We start from the raw sequence: 25,009 nt of genomic DNA on the forward strand, positions 1-25,009 counted from the left end.
TAGGTGGTAAAAGACTTAACTGATCTTGATCGTAAGTCTTGAAGATTACTTTGCGACTCATAATCTAAATTTACAAATAACCGAAATTTTATACAAAAAAAAGACTGCCTTTTTAGACAGCCTCTTTGTTTGGGTAACACATTTAAAGGATCAAACTCAATTGTTGTGTTTATACAAACATTCTTGTTAGTCTAAAAAGGAAGAATTTTACATTTTTGACACCTCTGAATTGTCTTCTAAATGCTTTTATCTTTGCATTAAAAGATTCCACTAACGTATTCGTACTTCTATTGATAAAATAATTTAAGATAGATCTATAGTTTAATGTTATTGTATTAGCTATAGTATTGAAGGCTTTAAACCCTTCCATCACTGTTAAATTTAATGAACTCTTTCTTTTAAACTTATAATACAATCCGGAACAATGAATCTCTAAAATTTTACATTGGTATTTAAGGCTTAGTCTTGGATGAGATCTGACAACCTTTTACCGTTTCTAGGTAGTACTCATTTGCCCGAGACTTTCTTAAAAAATCATTCTCAACTTATGATTGACAAATTTTATTATATAAAGCGCTTTTTTCTTATCGGTATTATCAGCCTTTGATTTAGATTCACAGGCTTTAGAAGAGTTTTCTATAAACTCCCGCTTCAAAGTTGATATCTGATTAGAATGGATATCAAATTTTAAGGTGATCTCTTGTAAGGTTAATTCATCTTTGATTGCTTCCAAAGCAACTTTGGTTCTAAAAGATCGACTAAATTTTCTTCTCGACTTTTTCATAATTACAGCATTAAAGTTACACCCTAAATCGCTGTCCTAAAAATGGGGAGTACTATATCCTGACCGTCCAAATATCCAGAAGTTAAAAAGCTTTATCTAATCAAGATCTTGCTGATTATCAAAATGAACTAATGATTAAAGAATTAAGTCTAGATAGTAAGCAAGAGAAAATAGTAGCAAAAATTAATCTCAAATACACTGTTAAATTGAAAGAACTAATGTTACATGAAGGTTTTATGATTGGTAAAATACGTGAAATAAAGGATATTAAAAAAGGTAAAAATGCGGAGCTTATCACTGTTTTATCTGAGGATCAATTAGAAAAATATAAAGATCAATTAGAATCACAGATTAAGAGTTGCCTAAAGAATAATATGAAACGATAAGCTTATTTAACACGTATGGATATAATTGATGCTATGGTTAAGGAGTTAGTACATCAAAACTTTAATTATCAAACATAATAGACATATGTAATAAAATTTTGTCAGGTGTAAAAGAGAATGAGATTTCTAATATCTGACAGTCATTACTTATCGTACTTATATTATCATTCATGTCTTAGAATTCAACTTCTATCTGGAGTTAAAAACTATAAACCACACCTATTCCTCCTAATCCAATGTTCAAGTCAAGTGGTATTCCTTTAGTATTATTATATTTATTATTGTATTTCTTGTCTAGAAATAAATCAATAGATTCGACTATAAAATAACTAATAGACCAACTTAGAAAAACATCACTCGCCCAATGGGCGTCATCGTATATTCTGGAAATCCCCGGTATAAGACCTACAGCATAAATAGGAGCTTTAACCCACCAACTTTTGAACTGTTTTGCAATAACATGTGCATTAGTAAACGTTAATACGGAATGACCAGATGGAAAAGAATGATAACTTGGGTTACCTCCAAAGGGTCTAAAATGATTTTTTCCTAAATCAGCACCTGGGCGTGCTCTACCTGTTGCTGATTTTGCAAGCTGTTGCAAGAATCCTGTTGCAGTAGCGGATGAAATTAACAACACTCCTGTGCGTCTTAATTTTTCATTTTTTGTAAAAAGCCCGGTAAGATATACTGCTCCCGTAAATCCATAATTATTTTGAGGACTACCAGCATAGTCTCCATAATCCAGTAAAATAGATGGGACTTTATCCCTATGACCGCGCAATTCCTTTCTTATATTATCATCTAGTGCATATAAACTTAATGTTCCTGCAACCACGCGACCCAAATTCAAAAAATCACTTCCATGCCAATGTGCAGGTCTTGAATATGCATACCCAGTGCCTATAAAAACATTACCGATGTCGTAGGTGAAATCTTTCCATAAATTTCCTCTGTCACTATTGGGTGCCTGAGCACTTACATTTTGAATTATTATTAGGAATAAAAAAACAAACCAGATGTGATTATAATAACGCATTTATAACTAATTTTTTAACTACTAGTTTTTCTAACTCATCAATAGAGGCTTTAGTACTTTTTTTAATCTCTTTTTTTCTTTACCAAAGTAAATAATATATTCTAAAATAAACTTTTAGTTTTTCAGTGTTGTGTATTGTGAAAAAGAGCAAAGAAATTAAAGATTTTGAACCTAATTACAGGTATTTACCCATTTTATAATGAACTGCCTTAACTTAGGGATATCAAAAACAAAACCACTTCGCTACTAGAATCAGGAAATAAGACTCCTTTATCCTAATTCTATACACTATATTTAATAGGATAGCGCACAAGCTTATTAAAGAAATAAAATCTATAAGAATCTAAAAATAAGATATATACTTGGCTATCTTTCTTTTTAGGTTTTTTGACTTGAATCCGAATCTTATTAGATAAATTTTTGACCATCAAACCTACTTATGTTAAGAAAAAATTGGTACGCTCTACTGTTGTTTCTAAGAATAGACAAATATCTAAAAATAATCGATTAGATCAATTAGTTTAATTTTATATTGATAAAAGAAAATAATGTCTCAGTTCTTTTTTCCATCTTGCTTTACTTTCCAGAGATAACGGATTGTTGTCCAGAATCAACCCCATTACATTAGATTCTTTTGTACTGTATATTTGTGGTATAGAATTGATATTACAATTATTACTATGCAATAGCAGTAATGCAGGCATTTTAGCAAATGCAGTTGGCAGCTCTTTAAAATCATTATGTCCTGCGTGTACTACCCATACTTTTTTCATAGTTTTAATTTCTTCTGGAATAGACGTTAACTTATTATGCTCTATATAAAGGTTTTTAAGTTTAGATAAACCAAATAATTCTGCAGGCAATTCAGTTAAATTATTATCTGTAAGCCATAAAGACTGGAGATTATGTAAGTCTTGTAAATAAATCAGCGATTTGCTATCTGTTAATGTATTATGAGAAACATTTAAGTCTTTGAGTTCATTCATTAAACCAAGACTCTCTGGAAGTGTTGTTATCCTATTATACTGAAGATTTAGAAACTCAATAGGTATATGAGCAATAATTGTAAATGCTTCTTCGAAATCAAGATCAGGATTTCCGTTTAAACTAAGCTGCCTGAGGTTAGTAAATTTCTTGATACTTTTTGGTAATGATTTCAGGTTTAAACTATCTAGTTCTAAAACTCTAAGCGACTCTGGTTTTGCTACTGCATCTAAAATTTGTGATAGTTCAAGATTCGTATTACTTGATACGTCCAGATAGTGTAGATTAGAGAATTTAGACAGTGATGCTACTATTTTGTCAGTGGATGCATTTTTTAAACTAAGCCGTTTAGTATTTGAATACTCTTTTGATTCTATATCATATGTATCTTTATAGAATGTGCGATACGTATCACATCCAGACAATATTATACTTATGCTGAGCAAAAATAATTTGCTAGTCTTCATATTCTTCTGTTTTTAATAAAGACGTTTTTAATTCATAAAGCAATTTATACTTTGCCGTAATATCCCAAGGAAATCTTGGATTTAGGCCTGGTCCATCATGCAAGGTGTTTTGCACAAAGGCTCCTAATTTTTGACTATTGACACCTATTTTTGTGAAAACAGAATAATATTCATTTTGATAGCTGCCAAAAGTATAAAGGTTGGCATAAAATACTTTGCTGAATGATTCTTCCATGTACCAAACATTCTTTCTGCCATCATCAGAATTAACACGATTGTCCGGTGTTTTAGAATAGTCCGGTTTAGGTGTAAACAGTTCTATGGCGATACCTGCTCTATAAATATCATGAATTGATAGAATCTCAGTATACCCTAGACGCAAAGTTCCTGTGCTACCAAAATCCGTACCCTCACCATTAAAAAGACGCCCAAACCTAAAATCATTCATAAACGTGATATCAAAAGAATGTTTAGCCTTACTAAACCGCATTAATAACTTGCCACGTCTTACATCAAAATGGGATAGTTCTTTGGGAAGAAATTCTTTTTGAAACCCAAAACCAAGACCACTAAATCCTTCACTACCGTCATCATTAAAAATTAGGACAGGATTAAGGTCTGAAAGGGATGAGCCTAGTAAATTTCCATTTTTCCCTATACCCACAAGAGAAAAGAAATCATAACCGTAATAACTACCAGATTGTTTTATTGTATGTGCTTTAAAGAGTTGTCCTGCATTTAAACTTAATCCCATTTCCATCGCTGCATCTCCATAAGTTAAACTCCCTATAGCAGATACTCCAGCTTCAATCTTCTGATTTTGATTGCCCAATATCAGACTGACCCTAGCCATAATCCCAGCATTATAAGTAACTGTTTGATTATAACAGATAATCGGTATCAGGCATAGACAATAAATTATGTATTTTTCTTTATGTATAATAGTACGTTTGGGATTTAATTACTATTATAAATGTAGTATTTAATTACAAGGAACTATCATTCCAAAATTAAAAAGACCATTGAATTTTTGTATTTTTTATTAAAATTGAATAATTTTATAACTCAATTTTAATTGACTGTATAGGACTTCTTTTTTTTAACAACAGTTATCTGAATTTTAAATTTTCACGCTAAATACAGGGAAAAGTTAAGAAGAAGAAGTGGTTGGTATACAAAATAATCATATACAGTTTGCAAATCCTTATTACCATGAATATTTACTTTACTACGGATTTATACCAAAAGTCAGCTAACCATTCTTCTGCTCAGTGATGAGGATTTAGTTACTTTAAAACATCCTTTTTATATTATTTATATAATTAATGAAGCTCCAAATATTAACCCTCAAATTTCTACTTAAGCGTAGATACATTTTAAGTTAACTTATCAGAACTCATTATCTTATCAATTGGATGATAACTAATGCAATCAGACTTAAAAATTGTTAAAAGAGATTATGTAAGACACAGCATTTCGAGATGTTCAATAGCATTCATTTTGGGCAGGAAATGTACCTTATGTACCGTTTCCAGCTTATTTAACGAGGCAATGTTTACCATATATCCATTATCAATATCTATTTTGCATATATGATATTCATCTGTATCCAGTCTTACTAATAAGCTAGTAGTATCTATTGAGTCTAAAGGAACGTGGAAGCCTCTACCATCTGCTTTTACGATAGCTTCTTTACGTGTCCAACATGTATAGAATTTATCATAATTGTCAATTTCCTTTTTCTCTTTTGACGAAAAGATACCACTAAAATCCTCAATCACAATTGGTTTTATTTTCTCAATATCAATACCTAAATGCTCTTGTTCATCAGTACTAATGACGCAAACTATGTACTCCCCAGAGTGGGAAATATTAAATGCGAAAGAACTATCAACAAAATAAGGTTTCCCATATTTAGTTCTTTTTATTGTATCTAAAGCATTGGTGTATCCCAATTGTCTCATCCCCTCTTTTAGAAGTAACCTTCCATATAAATACGCGTGTGCATCTTGCCAGCGTCTATATTTACTTATTCTTTCTTGCATACTATCTGGTAGTAACGAAACCTCTCTTCTGTATTCAGTCTGTGGCAATTGCTCGCAAAATGTATAATAAACTGTTGTCATGAGAATAGATTTAATAAAAATGATCTTTTTTAAATATGTATAATCGACATGCTAATGTGTTAAAGTACATATTCATCTTACTTTTTCTAAAGGAAAATTTAAAATGCACTTGGTCTGTTTAAAGCCCAAAAAGGCTATTATACTATGTGGATCCAATGAATATCTCCATTGTTATCTCATACACCATTCCAGAACTGCCTTTGCACTATGTGCTTTATTTTCTGCCTGTTCGAAAACAATACTTCTATCACCATCAATTACTGAAGCCTCTACCTCATCCTCTCTATGGGCAGGAAGATCGTGCATAAAAATAGCATTTGGATATTTTGACATGAGCTGCTCTGTGACCATAAAAGGCTTGAACATATCCCTCCAATTGGCATCTGGCTTAGTAGTTCCTGTAGTTTGCCAACGTGTAGTATATACAATATCAGTGTCTGATGGTAGGGATTTTAGATCATGATATTCTTTAATGATTGTGTTTTTACTAATCCCTTCTTCTTGGGCATACCTTAAAATCTCTGAATTAAGACCATATCCAGATGGCGTAAAGAAACTTAAACGTACGTTTGGAAACTTGGCAAGCGCTAACGCTAATGCTATTGCCGTATTATTTCCTTCTCCCATGTACACTATATTTAATCCCGATAATTCTCCAAAATGACGTTTCATAGTTGTGAGATCCGCTAGTGCCTGTGTAGGATGTTCATCTGCGGTCATAGCATTTACTACAGACATCCTTTCTTGATTCGCAAAAGCTTGTAGTACCCTCGGGTTTCCTGCCGTTCTGACCACCAAACCGTCTAGCATTCGTGAAAGTACTTGCATGGTATCATCCATGCTTTCACCAGTATTTATTTGTAAATCATTTGGTCCATAAGCAATAACCTGTGCTCCAAGTCTTAGTGCTGCTGTCGTAAAAGCTGTTCTTGTTCTTGTAGAAGTTTTTGTAAAATAAATACCCATTACCTGGTTTTTTAATTGATGACCAAGCTCGACAGTATCATTAGCATACTCAATACCTCTGTTAATTATCTCCAGTGTTTCTTGTTTAGATACATCTTTTAGAGAGATAATATGTTTTCTTTTTGTAACTATTGTAAAACTCATTATTAATGTTTTTAATTATGGTACTTCTTAGCTTTTATAGCATCACTGTCGAATGTTCCTCAACTAAACTGTCATTAATAATATTAATAACAGCTTCTTGCTGATGTAACAAGAAAAAATGGTTTCCATCTACAAAATGGATCGTACATTCTCTTTTTGTATACTCGCGCCATTGCACAGCTACTTCGTGTGAGATTCCTTCATTTTGACCAAGTAATATTGAAATATTCGTTGATAAAGGATTAATCTCTGATCTATTGCTTTCAGTTTCCGACAAAGAAAAATCACTTCTCAGTAAAGGAATAAAAATATTTTTTAATTCAGGATATTGAAAGAATTCAGGAGGAGTACCTCCTAAAGATAAAATTTTCTCTTGAAAATCTGATGAGTTTAACAAGGACCATTTCTCTTTTCTTGGTATATGTGGTGGTTTTCTTCCTGAAAAGAAAGTGTGTAATGGTGCTCGTAAGCCCATTGACATAATCTTCTGAGTAAGTTCATAAGTTAGCAAAGCTCCCAGACTGTGACCAAAAATGGCGTAATCTGAAATAGTAATATCGTCTGCTATTTGATAAAAAATATCATTAACTGCCTCTTCTAAATTTTCATAATGACTTTCTGAGATTCGAGTTCCTCTTCCTGCAAGTTCGATTGGGTATAGTTCTATATTTTCGGCTAATTCTGATTGCCAACTATTATACATATTTGCTGATCCTCCCGCATATGGTATGCAAAAGAGTTTTATTTTTTCTTTCATGATATTAAATATTATTATTTTTTTCTTTTGTTAAACTACAAAATGCCTAAGGCTATTAGATAGTTTATGAAAAACAAATCATTTTATTATGAAGCATTGATTTCTTTGTGATATCTAATGTGCTGCTAAAGATCAAATTCTTATGTTATCCAACTCTTTAATTTTGATATCTATCCATATAAACTTCATAAAATAGCTCAACAAGCAACAAACTCAAACTAATTAGTTTGAGCATCTTGTAATTCTACCTTGTATTAAGGAAAGTGAAGTTGATTAATTTAAAGGTAGTAAAACAGTTGCGAAACCATCAGTACTTTTATTGGTACTATTAGTTTCAAGGCTCTTTGCATTAATCATTCCTATACCTGCGATTTTTAAATTGGCAACATCTGCTTGCCCAGAAATATAAATATTTGAAATTCCGTTTATATTAGTACTAAGGTTATCAACAGAAACCTTTATATTTCCTTTTAAAATACCTTCACCACTTATAATCAAATCTTTTTGACTTATTACATCATCCGAGATAAGTTTTATTACTCCATTCACCTTTAAATCTGAAACCCCTGAATGATTTAGATAGATAATATATTTCGGTTTTTCACATTTATCACAATCATTTTTATGATAAATAAACAGCTCTCCATTACGAACTTCTGTCACCAAATCTGGGATGTCAGAGGCATTTTTTGTTCTGATTTCCATCGAATTGGAAGGATTTCTTTTTAAATGAAGTTCCACTCTACCAATAAGATTCACCTTATCAAATCTTTCTAAGTTTCGAGTTTCGTTTTCTTTTGTTGTACTACAACTATTAAATAAAATTCCAAATAATGTCATAAATATGTATTTTTTCATTTCTATTTGTTTTAATGAGATTTGCATTTTCTATTATATCTTACTTTTAAATCGTTTACAAAAATATGTAGTCATAAGAGTAGACAAACTGTTCATTTTTTATGGTAAAATTCTTTTTTTTTACAATAAGTGGTCTACACTATTAATTTCGCTTTTTACTCTTCTTTCAACGTTATTATTTTTATCAAAATGAAACTTGTTCGGCTAAGGTATGTTTCATTGAACATAAGCTTCTTGTGCTATAAAGTTTCTTGAAAATCCATCGTCTATCTAGTCATTCTAATACTAGCAAAGTTGCTTTTGTAGAAATTAGAAAAAAGACTGTATAATTCTTTCGGTGCTTCAAAAAATGAAATATGACTCCCTTCTTGTCGATCATGAAATTCTGATTTTTTAAGACAAGAATGTAGTAAATTTGATCCAGCGGGATGAGCGGTATTGTCTTTCGAACTAGTTACGATCAATACGTTCTGGCTTACCTTGTCCACAATTTGTTTCAAATCCCGATACAGAACATCTCTGGATAACGCAATGAAGTTTGAAAAAACCTGATTTGTTATGTAGGGATACATAATATGTGGTAACATTTGAATAGGGTAATCAGTCGATAGTTTGCTTATTGATTTAGGGTTAGTCATTAAACTCTTCAAATCCGAAGTATCAATATAACCATCCGACATTTCAAGCAAACGCTTCATATTTTGTTGTATATATGTAAGTTTATTGTCATCATTCCAATTGTAGTCACCATGCCAAAGACTTGCTGATATGATTTTAGATTTGATTTCATTACAGGCATGAAGTACTAAATTGGCTCCATGACAGACTCCAAATAAATGAACCTGATCTAGATTAAAGAATTTGATAATATGCTTTAAATCCTCTAATTGAGCTTGGATATTTAATTTTTTTGTAATTGATGATTTAGACATCCCTCTTGTTTCCCAAGTAATAACAAAATATTTATTTGCTAGGATTTCTATCCAAGATTTCATTATCAGCATTGGCAACCCAGTAGGAAGCACAATTATAATTGGGTTGTTATCGATATTTCCATAAGAGGATACATTGAGTACTGCGCCATCAAAACTTGTTAAGTTTTGAGTTTTAATTCTATTTATCAGATGGTCGAAATTATTTCCATAATTCATCAGACTCATTTTTAAACTGGAAATATCTAGCGCCCCCAACTTAGCAAAGTAACCTCCACAGAATGTATTTACTATCTCTTCATACAAATCAAAGTCATTTGGTTTAGATTTGATAAAATTAATGTAATCATAGATTTCTAATTCTTTAAAAACTTTATCGAGTTTAGTATAAAACCCTTGAGAATCAAGTTCGTCTTCTTTTAGAATTCTTATTTGTTTACTTCGTTGCTTCAATAAGGGTTTGATATTCACTAAAAAATCACTTATTTCTATCTGTTCAGTAGTAGTAAGCATAAAAAATAATGTATAAAAGTGGATTAATTTACCTAAGAGTATAAAATTCTTAACATCTTAGGTTTTCATATAAAACTGCTAGTTTTTAATCTTTAAAATCCTCTGAAACAAAGCATCGGAGGTTCAAGGAGAAAGTTTAAAAACGAGTATTTTTCTCAAGTATCAAAACTTTCTTCTGTTGAACACTCTCATAGCTCTGCCCACTGGTTGTTCATTATTAAGTAATATTATTAGGATTTCTATTGGTTCCAGCAACTGCAACGGTTCTATATTTTTCTAGAGAAACGGTACTTCCGAATTCGGTTAGTTCTTTGGGATTACCAGGATATACACTAACCATGTCTGGCACATATCTTGCTGCAAATCCAAGTCGCATATTATTCGTTTTTCCTAAATGCGAGTGAGAGGCGTGCATTAGAGTAGACCAAAAAACAATACTCTGTCCGGCCTTCATCTCCATCGATTTTGCCAACGACTCGTCAGGAACCCAATCAGGATCTTTTTGCAAATTTTGATAACGATATCCAAAAAAACCATCATGTATGGCATCGGGATTAAATTCTACCCCTTTACTCTCATCGTAAAACAATTCTTCATGCGTTCCAGGAATGAATCTAAGACAAGCCGTTTCTATAGTGGTATCTGTAAGAGCAGTCCATACCGTTATAGTACCTCCAAAATCTTCTTTACTAGGCCATAACAACTGTGGTTCACCACTAGAGAATTCAAAAGTATCTGCTTGATGCCAACTGGTTCCCTTATCCCCCGGATACTTCGGAAACCATTCTGATCGCCAGCAAAGCACATTTTCTCCTAATATATCAGTCAGTTTATCTACAATTTTTGGGTGTTTGATATGGTCTTTTAAAAAAGGTACATCTATATGACGATCATAATTTGCTCTATCATTTATCTCCGAAATATCCTCATTGAATTCATATATACTATCAGTTCGATCCAATAAACTGTATCTAAGTTTTTTTGTTATTTCTTTCATATCTTCTGAATCATACAAGGTAAACGGCCCTGCAAATCCATTTTTTCTGAATGCTTCGAGTTCTTCTTTACTAAATCCAAATTTTTTTGTTTGTGTCTCTACATTGTTCATAATACTACTTTTTGTGATTCCTGATTGATTGATTTTATTATAAGTGTTTCATATAGTTCAAGAGACAGACCTTCTTCGAAGTCACTCGCCTTTAGGTCAACAGAAAATTGTTTTCTGGTCTTAGATATTAATTCAATTAGGGATAATGATGTCCCCCCTTGATCAAAAAAATCTTCTTGTCGACAGATCTTATCGTTCTTTAATATGTCACTCCATAGTTTGTGACTCTTTACTACTAATTCTTCTGATTTCATATATTAATTATTTAATAGGATTAACTTAATTCTAATAGTTTTTTATGGTTCGTCTTTCCATTTATTGTCAAAGGAATTTTGTCGATTATCATAAACTCCGATGGAACCATGTAAAATGGAAGTAGGCTTTCTGCAAGGTTTTTCACCTCACTTAATATTTGGGATTCACTTTCTGCCGATACCTTGTCGAAAGGTTCTAGAAAACTTAACAATCTTGGATACGCAAAAGTATTATCTACAAAAACAATGGATCTCATAACCTTTGGATGAGACATTATAATACTCTCGATTCCTTCAAGTTCAATTCTATATCCATTAAATTTGACCTGACTATCAGCTCTTCCAAGACAATAGAGTTCTCCATTTTTTTCAAATGCTAGATCACCTGTTCTATAATACTTCACTGTTTTACCCAACACAATTTTCGAAATAAATTTCTTTTTGTTTAAATCAGCTCTGTTTAGATAACCGTCTGATAGACCTTCCCCCGATATATATAATTCACCTTGAGTTGCTATTTGGTCATCCTCTCCAATTAAAACCATATCTGAACCCGGAATTGCTTTACCCAATGGACTTAAATCAGTATTTTTAGTCAGATCCTTTGCATTTAAATATTTGAAAGATGTAAAAACAGTAGTTTCTGTAGTACCATATCCAGAGAATAATTTTGAGGAATCAGCATATTTATTGATCCATGGTTCAAGAAGCTTCAAATCTAATTTCTCGCCACCAAGAATTACATATCTCAAGGATTCTATCTTAGATTCTTTACTCTGATCAGTTTTTATTAAATTATAAAAAGCACTTGGAGTTTGATTTAAAACAGTAATTTTTTTGTCCGTTAGAAAACGACGAAAACGTGCTATATTTTTGGCAACATTATTTGAAACAATTTCTAATTTTCCTCCTAATAGTAGTGCACCCCATATTTCCCATACCGAAAAATCAAAAGCAAAAGAGTGAAATAAAGTCCAGATATCATCTTCATTGAAATCAAAGATCTTTGTCGAATTATGAAATAAGCTTACTACATTATCATGCTTTATTGGTACTGCTTTAGGTATTCCAGTAGTTCCAGAAGTGAAAATGGCATAGGCAAATTCATTCTTTTTATGAGGAGTGATTCCTTTGATAGACCCTTGAGTTGGCTCGCTAAAAGTATCCCTTTTTACCAATAATGTCTTTACATTTTTAATATCTATTGTCCTGTCGGTGATTAATAGTTTTAAATTTACTTCTGACAGACAAAGCTTAATTCTATCTATTGGATTATTTGATGGATCGATAGGAATGTAGGCAGCCCCAGCTTTAAGAATACCCAAAATAGAGATAATCATTTCCACTCCTCTATTCATTGATAAGCCTACATATTGGGTGTCTTCTTCTAAATTGTCTTTTACCAAATGGGCTATTACATTAGATTTCTGATCCAGCTCTTCATATGTTAAATCAAACCCGTTACATGAAATTGCAATTTTTTTCGGAAACTTTTTTACATTTATCTTGAAATGCTCTTCAAGTCTAGTATTGGAATTAAAAGAATATTGCATAATTTAAAATTTTATTGTTAATTATAGTGTATATGATGAATCTAAGGTTAGATGTGAGATGACATTTCGCCTTTAAAAAAGTTCGTAAAGTTTAGTTATGAATGGACAGTAAATTACGAACAACCTATATTGGTATTGGTTGGACTATATATAAAGCTAGGCCTAAAGGTTTGATAAGACTATTTCTCCATTAAGATTAAAACCCAACGCTTGTACTATCTTTTTATCAATATTTTACTTAGATAGGGACTATTATCGTCTAATTTCACTACCGATTTTCTTGTATCAATCCCTATTGAAGTATTGATTATCAAATTACAGCTGCTAACTACTTACAAGTACAGTGGAAAACAAATTATGAAACACTTATGTGTTGACAATTTTTGGTTAAACAATCATTGATATAAGTGGTAACGGCCTTCGTCTGATCCAATAGAAAGAAATGACCCCCATCAAAATATTCGATGGAACAATTTTTATTTGTATACTGCATCCATTCATTTGCCTCATGAGTAGTAACATCTTCATTCTTGCCTAAAAAAATTGATATGTCATGGTTAAGAACCAACATTTCCGATTTTTCAACAAAAGTATCTGCTATGTTAAAATCACTTTTAATTATAGGCATGAAAATATTTTTTATTTCTTGATTTTGAAAAAATTCTGTTGGAGTTATTCCTAATTCTTTAATTTCTTCTTCAAGTTGTATAATGCTCATCGTTGAATGAGGTACTGGTTCTCTGCTTTTGCAATTAGGAGCTCTTCTTCCCGAAAAAAAGGAATGAATAGGTGATGGTAATTTAAGGTCGTTTATTCTCTGTAGCACTTTATATGTTAAAATTGAACCCATACTATGTCCAAAAATCGCATAATCACAATCAATTATTTCATCTCTAATTTTCTCTACAACATCCTCAACAGCTTCTTCTACATTTAAATAAATGTTCTCTGTAATTCTTAAGCCTCTGCCCGACAGCTCTACCGGGTGTAATTCTATAGTTACATCTAAATCCCTATTCCATTTACTATAAATCGAGCAAGCGGATCCTCCAGCATATGGTAAACAGAAAAGTTTTATTTTTTTTTTCATTATTATACATCTTTTATTATTTGTTTTGAGTTTAATGATCTTAACGTATGTGAGACAATTCACGTAGACGGAGGTTATCATACGAAGCATATTCTTTTGAAATAGTTTGAATAAAACTTTCTTAGTAAAGCTTTTATCGTTGCCTGATTCTACATGCGAACCTGCTTAGGTTTTGTCTCATCTATACATAAGGGATGTAGGTACCCATAGACGAATCACGAAGTCCTAGAGCACGCTTCAGAGCCTAGCAGCAAAATTTTTACTGCCACAAAAACGATCTATAGGATGATCATAAAAATTCTGGATATTCTATGTCTTCGCTAAACAAATTCGAGAAACAACAAAGACTAAGAATAACTAAGCAGCACTAGCAATCAACACATTATCTATATCTGCATGTTCTATTTTATTGTGCTCCTTTCTTCCGAAACTCAAATAACGGCCTAACCCTAAAATATAATTAAAACTGGTGAACAATAATAACGCATGGTATATCAAGGCTTCCATTCTCATATCATAGTTAATAATCCAAGAAATCATACAAACTACTATGGGTACAAAACCAAATAAAATATAGAACCATTTACTGCGAACAAAATCTTTTTTAGGAACTTTCTTATCCACTCCTTTGGAAGTAACGTCCCATCCTTGAGGTATTGAAAGTGCGAAGTTAAATGTACTTTTCAATTGTGTGGCTACAATAAACATGTCAATAAAGAGAAAACCAACATACAAATATTTCATTTTCTTAAAAACGGATATTTTTTGTGGTCTTTGAAATTTAAAATAACTTACTGTTGCCGCAATGATTTGAGGGCACAAAAAGCCTAAAAAAACGAAAACATTGGTTGCCCAACCCTGAAAAAATAGTTGAAAAAAGAAAACTAAAGGGTAAAAGAGTCCTAAGGCAATATGATTAAAAATATGAAATGAAATATCAACCTTCTCTATTAGGTTCGCCTTTTTAGTGTAAATTTTTCTAAAATATTTAAACAATACTTGACTTGTTCCATAATTCCATCGGGACCACATGCTTTCTAATGCTTTCAGCGAGTTCGGTATCCATTCTCCAGTCTCAATACTCAAAGATTTTCCATAATAACCTTTATCATAAATTTCAACAGATTTAAGAATATCTTCTGTGATCATTACGTGTCCTTTATAATAATTCGTCCAATCTCCAACCTGATCTAATATTTCTTTCCTCAACATTCCATTATGTCCAACAAATACTTTGTATCCTCCATACCCTCTACTTGTCAATCTTAACCTGTTCAAATCTTGAGAAATCCCTATAGCTTGTGTAAGATCATTAAAATGATTGTTCGTTGATTTTAATGCATACTGAATAAACCCTAATTTACTATCGGCTTCGAATTCTGCTACGGATCTTTGCAGTAAATCTTTATCTGCTGGCAAGGTAGAGTCTACATCAAGAATAACAACATACTCTCCTTCTTCTATCTTTTTAACAGCTACATCCAAATTCCCTGGCTTTAATTTACTTCTTTCTTCATTATAGAAAAACTTAGCTGTAATATTCTCATCAGGGAAATGAGACTTAAAATTAGTTACGTAATTCTTCCAATTCCTAAAATCTTCGGTTAAGCATTTAGAAGAGTTATCTACTACAATGATTTCTTTTTTTCCATTATATGAACAATTAACTGCAGAATCAAAAGTCATCTTAGCCACATTAAATGGTTCATTATATGAGGGTATAATAAAAGTAATTGTAGGAAGTTCTTTTTCTTTATTTAATTTCGGTTTATAATCATATTCACTACTAAAAGACAAGAGTTTGAGGTCATAGAGTATTTGATACACTGTATTCCAAATAATGAGTCCTACACAAACCTCTACTAGTAGAATGATATATAAAGGTTGTGTTCGTATCGTAGAATATATGCCCAGCAAACAAGCTGCAGAAATAATAAGACTAAGCCATAACTGGGTCTTGCTTACAAAGTATTTGTGAATTAATTTTCTTTTATTTGGTTCTGATTGATCCATAATTGTTTTTATTTAAAAAGTTTTAGACATTATTATGAAAGCATTATTTTTTTAATACTTTTTGATTAAATTGTACGAGTTATCTTTTTTAACACATTAACTTGAAGGTGTATAAAAGCATATTAATTCATGCTCCGAATACTACTTAAAACAGTAATACTTATACTTTAGGCAGTACTTAATTTTTGTTTTTTGTAGTTAATTGAAATGACCTATTATCCAAAAAATTAATTATTAAGTGTTCATTCATTTTAACAATGGTTAACTATATTACTCATAAGCAACTGTCATTTAGACGCATAGGCAAAAACTATAAAAAAAGTGTATCCATGTTACTAAAAAAGAACATATGTGAATTATGCTTCATTTAAAATGATAGCTTTGGGTATATGCTATATCCAAAGTCTTTTAAAAAGTGTATTCATTGTTATAAGATGTATTTTCTTACTTTGAAAATTTTAAAGTTTGTTTGAATAAAAAAGGAAATGAAAAGAATCGCGGAATTAGTACATTGATTAAAATAAAATAGAATAAGATTCTTAATGAATTTCATCAACATCGATCCAATTTTTAATTTTAGTATCCAGAGTTGAAATACTAGCTTTTATAATTTTTAAATATTCTTTACAAATATTCGAAATTTGTGTTTTACTAATTAACTCTCTATTATAATCACAGGTAATTTCCATTCCATTTTTATAAACCCCCACACCAAAGTTAATATCTAGAGAGGGTTTCGGAATGTCCCCATGATATGGTTCGAAATCTACTAGTTGATGCTCTGCATTATTAAAGTTATTTCCTACATTAATTTGGGCTGATACTAATCGATCCCAATCTAAATTTAAATCAGAGGTAAAAGGTTGGTAATGCACATGATCCATAGCCTCTGTTGCTACTTTTCTACAATGAAACAATAGGTCTTTAAACGTCTGGTCTCTATTTAATTTCACTCTAGAAATAAGCATTCCTCCAAACCATCCTACTATTTTTTGAAAGTCTTCATTACTTCTTGTTGAAAAAGGGGAGAAGAAAACAAAATCATTTTGGTCACTTATTTTAGTAAAAAGAATGGAAAAAGTTGCTAGTAAGAAATTAAATAAACTTACATTACAATCAATTATTAAATTTTGTATTCCATTTGATATTTCTTTTGAAATCGTACTTCTAAAGATACCACCTGCATAAGTATCGGTTTCAGAATTTAGTAAAGGCTGTACTATTGGAATTTTCGACTCTTTTACACTCAGCAATTTATCCGGTTCTATATGGAACTTTGGCGGAATCTCTTTAAACAGATTACGATAAAATGATTTATGATATGACAATTTATCTCCTTTGTAATGCTGATTATTATATGCTACATAATCCTTAAATTGTAACTTAAGAGGTTCGAATGGATTAGAAATCCCCTTACTATAACAATCATAAAGTGTAAAAAGTTCGTTATTTATTATAGTAGTAGCTTGACCATCATAAATCATATGATCCATAAGAAAAGTAAAATAATATTTATCCTTATCATATTTAATTAATTGGCATTTAAATGCTCTTTCATTTTTAAAATCGAAGATATGATTACTCAACTCTTCTATCATATGTCTTATAGTCCCCTCTTTTTTTTCTTGAGCTATTGAACTGATATCGATAACAGACACATTGGATTCGAATGTATCCGGAGGATATATTTGTTGTAATATTACACCTTCTTTATCTAAGTACAATGTCCGAAGATTTTCATGTCTTTCGACCAATGTGTCCATTGCTTCAAAAAATGCTTTTACATTAATATTATCTAGTTTTTTGTGTAGCAAAAATTGTAGTCTTTCATACTCAGAAGCATTATACGTTTTTTCATATCTCAATTTTTGAATATCCAACACATCATACTGGCCTTCTTCATAGATTATATGATCTTGTTGCCTATTGAACTCAGGTGGCTTCAATATGTCTTCGATAATTGATTCCGTATGTTTTTTCGTCTTTTTTATAGATTCGAAAAAATCCAAAATCTCTTGTTTTTTTGCAGTTAACTCCGCCACTATTGCAGCCGTAATAGCTCCATCCGATGCTTTTACTGCAATACGTCCATCTTGAATATGAATAATAATATTCTTACTTCGTAAATTACTAATGTATTTATCTATTTTCATGAAATTAACTTATTGGCTTGAGGTATATCATTTTTTTATGCCTCAATATGATACTCAAAGTATTGGCGTTTTAATCGGTATTATTTAAAAAGTATTTATATCAATAGTTTTATATTCTCCTTACTATCCTCCAAATTAGTTTCCATTTGCAAAACAGTAATAATGTAATCTGAGATGTTCTTGATGGTTTGTCTTTCAAAAACTTCACTTATAGTAACATCTACTTCAAAAACTTTAAAAATTGAATTAACAAGAGTAATCACTTTTAAAGAATGGCCTCCTAATTCGAAAAAGCTTGTTTCTACGCTAATTCTATCTTTTTGAATACCCAAAATAGTTGACCATATTTCTACTAATTTTTCTTCTGTTTCATTGGATGGATCTACGTGGGTAGTCGATCTTACTATTTCTGGTTTAGGTAGAGAACCTTTATCCAGTTTTCCATTTGATGTTAATGGAACTTCATCCAGTTTCACGAAATAAGATGGAATCATGTATTCTGATAAGTTCTCTTTTAAATAACCTTTTAGTACATCAATACTCAATGACTCTTTTTGATTAGATAAATAATATGCTATTATATGTGGTGTTTCATTATATTCTTGTAACAAAACGATAGCTGTTTCTATTGCTGGATGATTAGATAAATTATATTCTATTTCTCCTAACTCAATTCTATTCCCTCTGAGTTTTATTTGATTGTCTACTCTACCCAAAAACTCTATATTTCCATCTGGAAGCCATCGAGCAAAATCTCCTGTTTTATATAATTTATAATCACTGTTTGGGTTAAATGGATCTTTTATGAATTTTTCAGATGTTAATTCTGGCTTGTTAAGATAGCCCCTTGCTACTTGAACCCCACCAATTAATAATTCTCCCTTAACTCCTATTGGTTGTATTTCGTTTTGACTATTTACTATATAAATATTTGTATTTCCAATAGGTTTTCCTATAGGAACTTTATTTGCAGTATGGTCACTTATATTTATTGAAGTAACAGCAATTGCTGCTTCGGTTGGTCCATATGTATTATATAATTGAACATTAGGTAATTTAACCTTAAAATCTCTTACTGTTGATAATTTCAATTCTTCTCCTATTGTAATGATCCTAAGGAGTTTACCTTGATTAAAGTTGTCCATACTCATGAGAAAAACAGTTAACATAGACGGCACAAAAGTTGCTAAAGTTATATGCTCATCATTAATTATTTTCTCTATATATTTGGGATCTTTATGTCCTTCTGGTTTTGCAAAAACTATTCTTGCTCCAGAAATAATTGGGAGTATTAATTCCCAAACTGAAACATCAAAACAGAAATTTGTTTTTTGTAAAATATGGTCTTTATCATTAACTTCAAAATGATTCTTCATCCATAACAAGTTATTGCAGACTCCCCCATGATTATTCATCACTCCTTTTGGTTTCCCAGTCGTTCCTGAAGTATAAAAAACATACGCTAAAGAAGTACTTTTTACTTTAATAGTTGGTGATAGTTTACTACAATTACTGTAATTCGAAACATCGTCTAATAAAATTTTTGATATTTTAAATTTACTATCATACTGAGATTGAGTCAATATAAAAGGAGATTTAATATCATTTAAAATATAATCTATGCGTTTTTGAACGTATGTAGGATCAATTGGAACATAAGCCCCTCCAGCTTTAAGAATTCCTAAAATTCCCACTATCATTTCTAATGACCTATCTACAGAAATAGGAACCATCGTTTCATCGGTAACTCCCAAATCAATAAGTCTGTGGGCTAATTGATTTGAAACCTCATCAAGTTCTTTATATGTTAGGCATGCATCTCCAAAAGTCACCGCAGGATGGTCTGGTAATTCTTCAACCTGTTTTTTGAAAAGGTCTAAAATTGTAGTATTGCTTTCAAATGAAACTTCTGCAGTATTAAATTCCTTGGTTAACTTAGAGTACTCGCCTTTAACTAAAATATTATCTGCTTTTTGTATTCCATCAACATTTTTTACAATCTCTTCTAATGTATTTTTAACATAACTATATAATCTGTCAGACTCATCTGCTTCTAAAAAAGCTGAAGAATAAATCAAATTAAACACAAATCCTTCACTCTGAGCATATATCGATAAGTTCAAAGGTGTATTTTCATTTAAGTAAGCCTTGGTATCTTCTGTTGATTTTTCTACAAAATCATCCTTTTCATTTTCAATTTCATTATAAGGCCTAAAATCAATATAATTTAGTTTTACATCAAAAACAGGATTTTTATCATTAGTTTTTTCATCAATAAATTCTAAGATCTTATAGAATGGAATACATTCATGATGTTTTAAATCTATTAATTTATCATCTATAAAGGTTATGTACTCTTTCCAAGGTAAACCTTCCTGGATTTTCACTCTAAATGGAACCGTATTTAAAAAGCAGCCTACCAATTCTTCCCCATCTGAAATTAAAGGTCTTGTGTTTGAAGAAATCCCAATTGTTAGGTCATTCTCATATGTCATTCTTTTCAAAGAAAATATAAATGCAGCATAGCAAACATGTTTAAAACTCACGTTCAAATTCTCCGCAACCCCTTCTAATTTTTTTCGGAATTCTTTTCCTAAATCATAATTCTTAGTAATAATTTCATTCTGTTGACCAGTAGGCCTTAACTCAAACCTCTTATAATCCTCTAATTCTTTTCTCCAATAGTCTTTACTCAATTCATTTTTAGAAGCTATTAGTTCTGCTATTATTTGATCTCTATATCCACCTCGAATTGGCTTTGGAGTATACGTTGGGTTTTTAATAAGATGATAATAAACGTTGTTTAAATCTCTTAAAAAGACTGCCAAACTCCAACCATCAATCAATGAATGATTAAAATCAAATAACAAATATTGATAATTTTCACGCACTTTGATGATATGCATTCTCCAGATTAGAGACATCGAAAGTTCTGTCTGCTTTAATTTTTCCTCTTCACATTTTTTCGAAATAAAGTCCTTTTGTTCCTGAGTGTCTAAATGACATATATCGATAAACTTCAAATCTGGCTCTATTTCTTTCAAAATAATATGAGTTAGATTATTTAAATCATATATTTTTCTCAGCTCTTCATGTTTATTACATAATAATTTCAATGCAGATTTATAAGTATCTAGATTAAAGCTATCTATAGGAAGAGCATATATATTTTGCTCGTGATATAAGACATCATTGGCATTTTCTGGATTACTTAATAACGAATGATAGACCATTCCCTTTTCTATCCCACTCATGGGATAAACAGCTTCATAAGAATCTAAAAACTCATTATTCTTTTTATAAGCTCCCTGAAACAAACGTAGTTCTTCTTCTGCCTCTTTTTTCCAAATTTCATGTTTCAAACCTTCTTCAGATTTAAGAACGCTTGTTAACTTTTTGACTGTTGGATGTGAATAAAGATCTGCTATAGCTAAAGAAGACGATAAGCTCTCATTCATTCTAGATATCAATCCAATTGCTTTCAAAGAATCCCCTCCCAAAGTAAAAAAGTTATCTGATATTCCAACCTTATCAACCTCTAGGCATTCTTGCCAAATCTTGCATATTAGAATTTCTTCTTCATTTGTTGGAGCTAAATAAGTTTTTTCAGATATACCTATTGTAGGCCTTGGAAGTTTAGAAAAATCAATTTTATTATTGGATGTAAATGGAATTTCTTTGATTTTAACGTAATATGAGGGTATCATATAATGCGGCAACTTAGTCTCTAGATATGATCTCAACGTAGCAACTTCTAATTGCTTTTCTCCAATATAATATGCACATAAAAAAGGTTCTTCTTTTTCGGATTTGGTCATGTTAATAACGACATCATTAATTAATTCATGCTGAATTAAATGAGATTCTATTTCTTTTAATTCAATTCTAAATCCTTTTAGCTGCACTTGTCTGTCAATACGCCCCTTATACTCCAAATCTCCATTAGGTAGTAGTATTGCCAAATCTCCAGTTCTATAGAGGCGATCTCCTTTCTTAATTGGATTATCTATAAAACGTGAATTCGTAAGTTCTGGATTATTCATATACCCTCTTGCTACACCTTCACCTCCTACATAGATTTCACCAATAACTCCATTAGGTACCTGCTTCATAGTATGATCCAATAGATACAGTGATCCCGTAGCAATTGATTTTCCAATATTGCCTATGTTATTTTCTATTTCATAATCTCCAATTTCCTTATAAGTTCCATGTACAGTAATCTCAGTGATACCATACATATTGATCATTTTTGTCATTGGATGAAGCGCTTTCCATCTTTTCAATTTTATTGGAGCTAGTGCCTCACCTCCAAATATTACATATCGTATTTCGGGTAATACCACTCCTTTATTTTCACAAACTTTATTTAATGAATAGAAGGCTGTAGGTGTTTGATTAAGTACAGTGACCTTATTCTTTTGTACTATTTCCAAGTACTTTGAAGGGTCTCTAGCATCTTCTTGAGAAACTATGACCAATTTACCTCCATAAAGCAACGACCCGTACATTTCCCATACAGTAAAATCAAAACAATGATTGTGAAACATAGTCCAAACATCATCTTCTCCAAAATCAAATTGAAATTCTTCGTTAAAAAGTAGACGAACCACATTCTTATGTTCTACCTCAACACCTTTAGGTTTACCTGTGGTTCCAGAGGTATAAATAACATAACAAAGATCCTCCGGATGATTATTTTTTGGTAAGTTAGAAATATCCAAAAATGAATCTGCTTCTATAACATTAATGACCTCTAATTCTTTTTCACTAACTAATTCGGCATATTCTTCTGAGATCAGGATCCATTTTAATTGACTATTTTCGATGATATAATCTATCCGATCTTGTGGGTAAGTAACATCCATAGGAACATAAGCCCCTCCAGCTTTCAGGATCCCTAGCATGCTTATTACTACTTGCATGTTTTTTTCCATCAAAACACCTACAGCATTGTTAGACCCTACTCCTTTGGCACGTAACATCCTAGCCACTTTATTAGCGTTTTGGTTTACTTCACCATAGGTCATAGATTCTTCACCAAATATCAAGGCTACACTATCTGGAGCTTTTTCTACTTGACGCTCGAATAAATCGACCAAAGTAACACCTTTTGGAAAGTTTACACTGGTAAAGTCATTCAGCTTTATTAATTCATTACTAGAATTTTGATCAAGAAGAGAAATCTGACCTAAACTAATTGACTCATTGAGGGATACTTGATCAATAATATGTACAAAGTAATCAAAGAATTGTTCAATAGTTTTTTCCTTGAACAATTGTGTATTATACTCGAATGTACACACAATTTCATCTTCTTTCTCAATAAAATACATACTCAGATCAAACTTAGCAGTAGCTTTTTCAAAGGCTAAAGGTTGTACACTTAAGGAACCTACTTTGAACTCTTCATTTTTTGCAAAATTTACTAGTGAAATTAATGTATTAAATAATTTATTATTCCCTTCATTCTTTTTTACCCCAAGGGCTTCTGTAAGAGATTCGTATGGGTATTCTTGATTATCAAAACTATTTATAACTCCTGTACTAACCTCTTTTAGGTACTCATTAAACTGCAAGTTCTCTGATGCTTGCATACGAATTGCAACAGTATTTACAAACATTCCTACAATGTTTTCAATACTCCAGTGTCTTCTTCCAGCTACAGGAGTTCCTACTAAAACATCATTATCTCCAGTAAGTTTTGCTTGTAAAACACCATATAAACCTGTAAGTAAATTAAATAATGAAACATTATACTTTTTAATTAGCTTTTCTAAGATGTTTTTTCTCTCTTTTGATATTGAAAAATTTGCATATGCACCTTCGAATGATGTTTTATTTTGATCTTTAAAATCTATTGGTAACATTGCATTATTAGAATAGCCTTCTAACTGCTTAATCCAAAAATCTTTCTGATCATTTAATATCTTTTGATAGTCTTCTCCATAATACCATGTTGCATAGTCAATATAATTAAGTTCTAATTCTGGTAATTTGATATCTTGATACAAAGCAAATAAATCTTGCATAAAAACTTTCATTGAAATACCGTCAAAAACAATGTGATGTATATCAACCAATAAAACAAATTGATCTTTATCAAGTTTTAAGAGTTTCGCTCGTATTAATGGCGCCTTATCCAATTCAAAAGAACATGAGAAGTCCCGTTTTATTTTTTCTAATTCTTCTTCGGCACATGAACTATACGCTAATTTAAAGTCATAATTTTCTATAATTTTCTGAATAGGTTCATGATTTTCATCTAAAACAAAATACGTTCTCAAACTTTCGTGTCTTTGAATTAATTGGACGAATGCTTTTTGAAGTTGCTTGACATCTAATGCTCCTCTCAATTCATAGGCAAAGGGAATATTATATACGTTAGTACCTTTTGTTACCTCCTCAGCTAAAAACATTCTTAGTTGAGATGGTGTCAATTTGGAAAAATCACTATTAACTCTTGGAATCTCCTGAAGGGTATTGCTTTTTCTTTTACTCTTTTCTACATAATCGATCAGCGCTAACTTATTCTTCTTTATATCTTTTAATAAAGAATCATTAGTAAAATCTTTTGGTATTTTCAACTTTAAATTATCTCTATTAATGTCGATACGAATACCGGATTTTTTTATTTCCAATAGTAAATTTTCCATCTTGCATAATGTTTTATAATAAAACCGTCTTGTTCAAAAACAAGAAAGCCTTGACAACTCCTAAGTCAATGTATTAAGAGTAGTCACATTGTGATTTGTAATTAAATTTCATGAAGTATCTTAAACCAAAAACTAACAATAAGTAAATATTGACTTGAACGTTTATTTAAGATAGTTTGGTAAAAACAGAGCTTGACTACCTTTTATATACAAAAAACTTTTCTAG

18 protein-coding genes are annotated in these 25,009 nt (G+C 31.1%); 1 reads left to right on the forward strand and 17 read right to left on the reverse strand.

The features are described from left to right. Window positions 1-169 precede the first annotated feature (169 nt). Both ABD816_RS07805 and ABD816_RS07810 read right to left on the reverse strand, forming a co-directional pair. Window positions 170-370 carry a transposase gene (locus ABD816_RS07805; protein ID WP_344926190.1) on the reverse strand — a complete coding sequence of 67 codons (201 nt, stop codon included), beginning with the start codon at window positions 368-370 and terminating at the stop codon, window positions 170-172. 156 nt (window positions 371-526) lie between these two features. Further along, a complete protein-coding gene (locus ABD816_RS07810; protein WP_344926191.1) occupies window positions 527-784 on the reverse strand; it encodes a transposase in 258 nt (85 codons plus the stop codon). 131 nt (window positions 785-915) lie between these two features. On the opposite strand from ABD816_RS07810, the gene ABD816_RS07815 reads away from it, so the two are divergent. After that, complete coding sequence (locus ABD816_RS07815) at window positions 916-1,170, forward strand: hypothetical protein (RefSeq protein WP_344926192.1); 255 nt, start codon at window positions 916-918, stop codon at window positions 1,168-1,170. Between the two features lie 199 nt (window positions 1,171-1,369). Here the strand turns inward: ABD816_RS07815 and ABD816_RS07820 are convergent, their stop codons facing one another. The 15 genes from ABD816_RS07820 to ABD816_RS07890 all read right to left on the reverse strand — a co-directional run bounded on the left by ABD816_RS07820 (window position 1,370) and on the right by ABD816_RS07890 (window position 24,783). Next, entirely contained in the window at window positions 1,370-2,209 is an 840-nt protein-coding gene (locus tag ABD816_RS07820) for a phosphatase PAP2 family protein (protein ID WP_344926194.1), read from the reverse strand. Between the two features lie 527 nt (window positions 2,210-2,736). After that, window positions 2,737-3,660 (reverse strand): leucine-rich repeat domain-containing protein, encoded by a 924-nt coding sequence (locus ABD816_RS07825; RefSeq protein ID WP_344926197.1) that lies wholly within the window; start codon window positions 3,658-3,660, stop codon window positions 2,737-2,739. Further along, a complete protein-coding gene (locus tag ABD816_RS07830) occupies window positions 3,650-4,513 on the reverse strand; it encodes a hypothetical protein (protein ID WP_344926199.1) in 864 nt (287 codons plus the stop codon). Before ABD816_RS07830 ends, ABD816_RS07825 begins: the two co-directional genes overlap by 11 nt. Window positions 4,514-5,117: 604 nt before the next feature. Continuing rightward, a complete protein-coding gene (locus ABD816_RS07835) occupies window positions 5,118-5,786 on the reverse strand; it encodes a 4'-phosphopantetheinyl transferase family protein (protein WP_344926201.1) in 669 nt (222 codons plus the stop codon). 171 nt (window positions 5,787-5,957) lie between these two features. Then, a complete protein-coding gene (locus ABD816_RS07840) occupies window positions 5,958-6,896 on the reverse strand; it encodes an ornithine carbamoyltransferase (protein ID WP_344926203.1) in 939 nt (312 codons plus the stop codon). 34 nt (window positions 6,897-6,930) lie between these two features. Further along, window positions 6,931-7,653 (reverse strand): thioesterase II family protein, encoded by a 723-nt coding sequence (locus ABD816_RS07845; protein WP_344926204.1) that lies wholly within the window; start codon window positions 7,651-7,653, stop codon window positions 6,931-6,933. A gap of 273 nt (window positions 7,654-7,926) precedes the next feature. Further along, complete coding sequence (locus ABD816_RS07850) at window positions 7,927-8,511, reverse strand: GIN domain-containing protein (RefSeq protein ID WP_344926205.1); 585 nt, start codon at window positions 8,509-8,511, stop codon at window positions 7,927-7,929. A 266-nt stretch (window positions 8,512-8,777) separates the two neighbouring features. Beyond that, window positions 8,778-9,956, reverse strand: coding sequence for an alpha/beta fold hydrolase (locus ABD816_RS07855; protein ID WP_344926206.1), 1,179 nt, complete (start codon window positions 9,954-9,956; stop codon window positions 8,778-8,780). A gap of 217 nt (window positions 9,957-10,173) precedes the next feature. Then, window positions 10,174-11,064 (reverse strand): chlorinating enzyme, encoded by an 891-nt coding sequence (locus tag ABD816_RS07860; protein ID WP_344926207.1) that lies wholly within the window; start codon window positions 11,062-11,064, stop codon window positions 10,174-10,176. Beyond that, complete coding sequence (locus tag ABD816_RS07865; RefSeq protein WP_344926208.1) at window positions 11,061-11,318, reverse strand: acyl carrier protein; 258 nt, start codon at window positions 11,316-11,318, stop codon at window positions 11,061-11,063. The genes ABD816_RS07860 and ABD816_RS07865 overlap by 4 nt, the downstream gene beginning before the upstream one ends. A 20-nt stretch (window positions 11,319-11,338) precedes the next feature. Then, window positions 11,339-12,871 carry an amino acid adenylation domain-containing protein gene (locus ABD816_RS07870; RefSeq protein WP_344926209.1) on the reverse strand — a complete coding sequence of 511 codons (1,533 nt, stop codon included), beginning with the start codon at window positions 12,869-12,871 and terminating at the stop codon, window positions 11,339-11,341. Between the two features lie 355 nt (window positions 12,872-13,226). Beyond that, entirely contained in the window at window positions 13,227-13,961 is a 735-nt protein-coding gene (locus ABD816_RS07875; protein ID WP_344926211.1) for a thioesterase II family protein, read from the reverse strand. A gap of 357 nt (window positions 13,962-14,318) precedes the next feature. Next, window positions 14,319-15,974, reverse strand: a complete 1,656-nt coding sequence (locus tag ABD816_RS07880; RefSeq protein ID WP_344926213.1) for a glycosyltransferase family 2 protein — start codon at window positions 15,972-15,974, stop codon at window positions 14,319-14,321. Between the two features lie 539 nt (window positions 15,975-16,513). Continuing rightward, entirely contained in the window at window positions 16,514-18,127 is a 1,614-nt protein-coding gene (locus tag ABD816_RS07885) for a condensation domain-containing protein (RefSeq protein WP_344926214.1), read from the reverse strand. 95 nt (window positions 18,128-18,222) lie between these two features. Continuing rightward, window positions 18,223-24,783 carry an amino acid adenylation domain-containing protein gene (locus tag ABD816_RS07890; RefSeq protein WP_344926216.1) on the reverse strand — a complete coding sequence of 2,187 codons (6,561 nt, stop codon included), beginning with the start codon at window positions 24,781-24,783 and terminating at the stop codon, window positions 18,223-18,225. Between the last annotated feature and the right edge of the window lie 226 nt (window positions 24,784-25,009).

Origin of the sequence: Aquimarina addita (assembly GCF_039539305.1) — a bacterium.
GTDB classification, from domain to species: domain Bacteria; phylum Bacteroidota; class Bacteroidia; order Flavobacteriales; family Flavobacteriaceae; genus Aquimarina; species Aquimarina addita.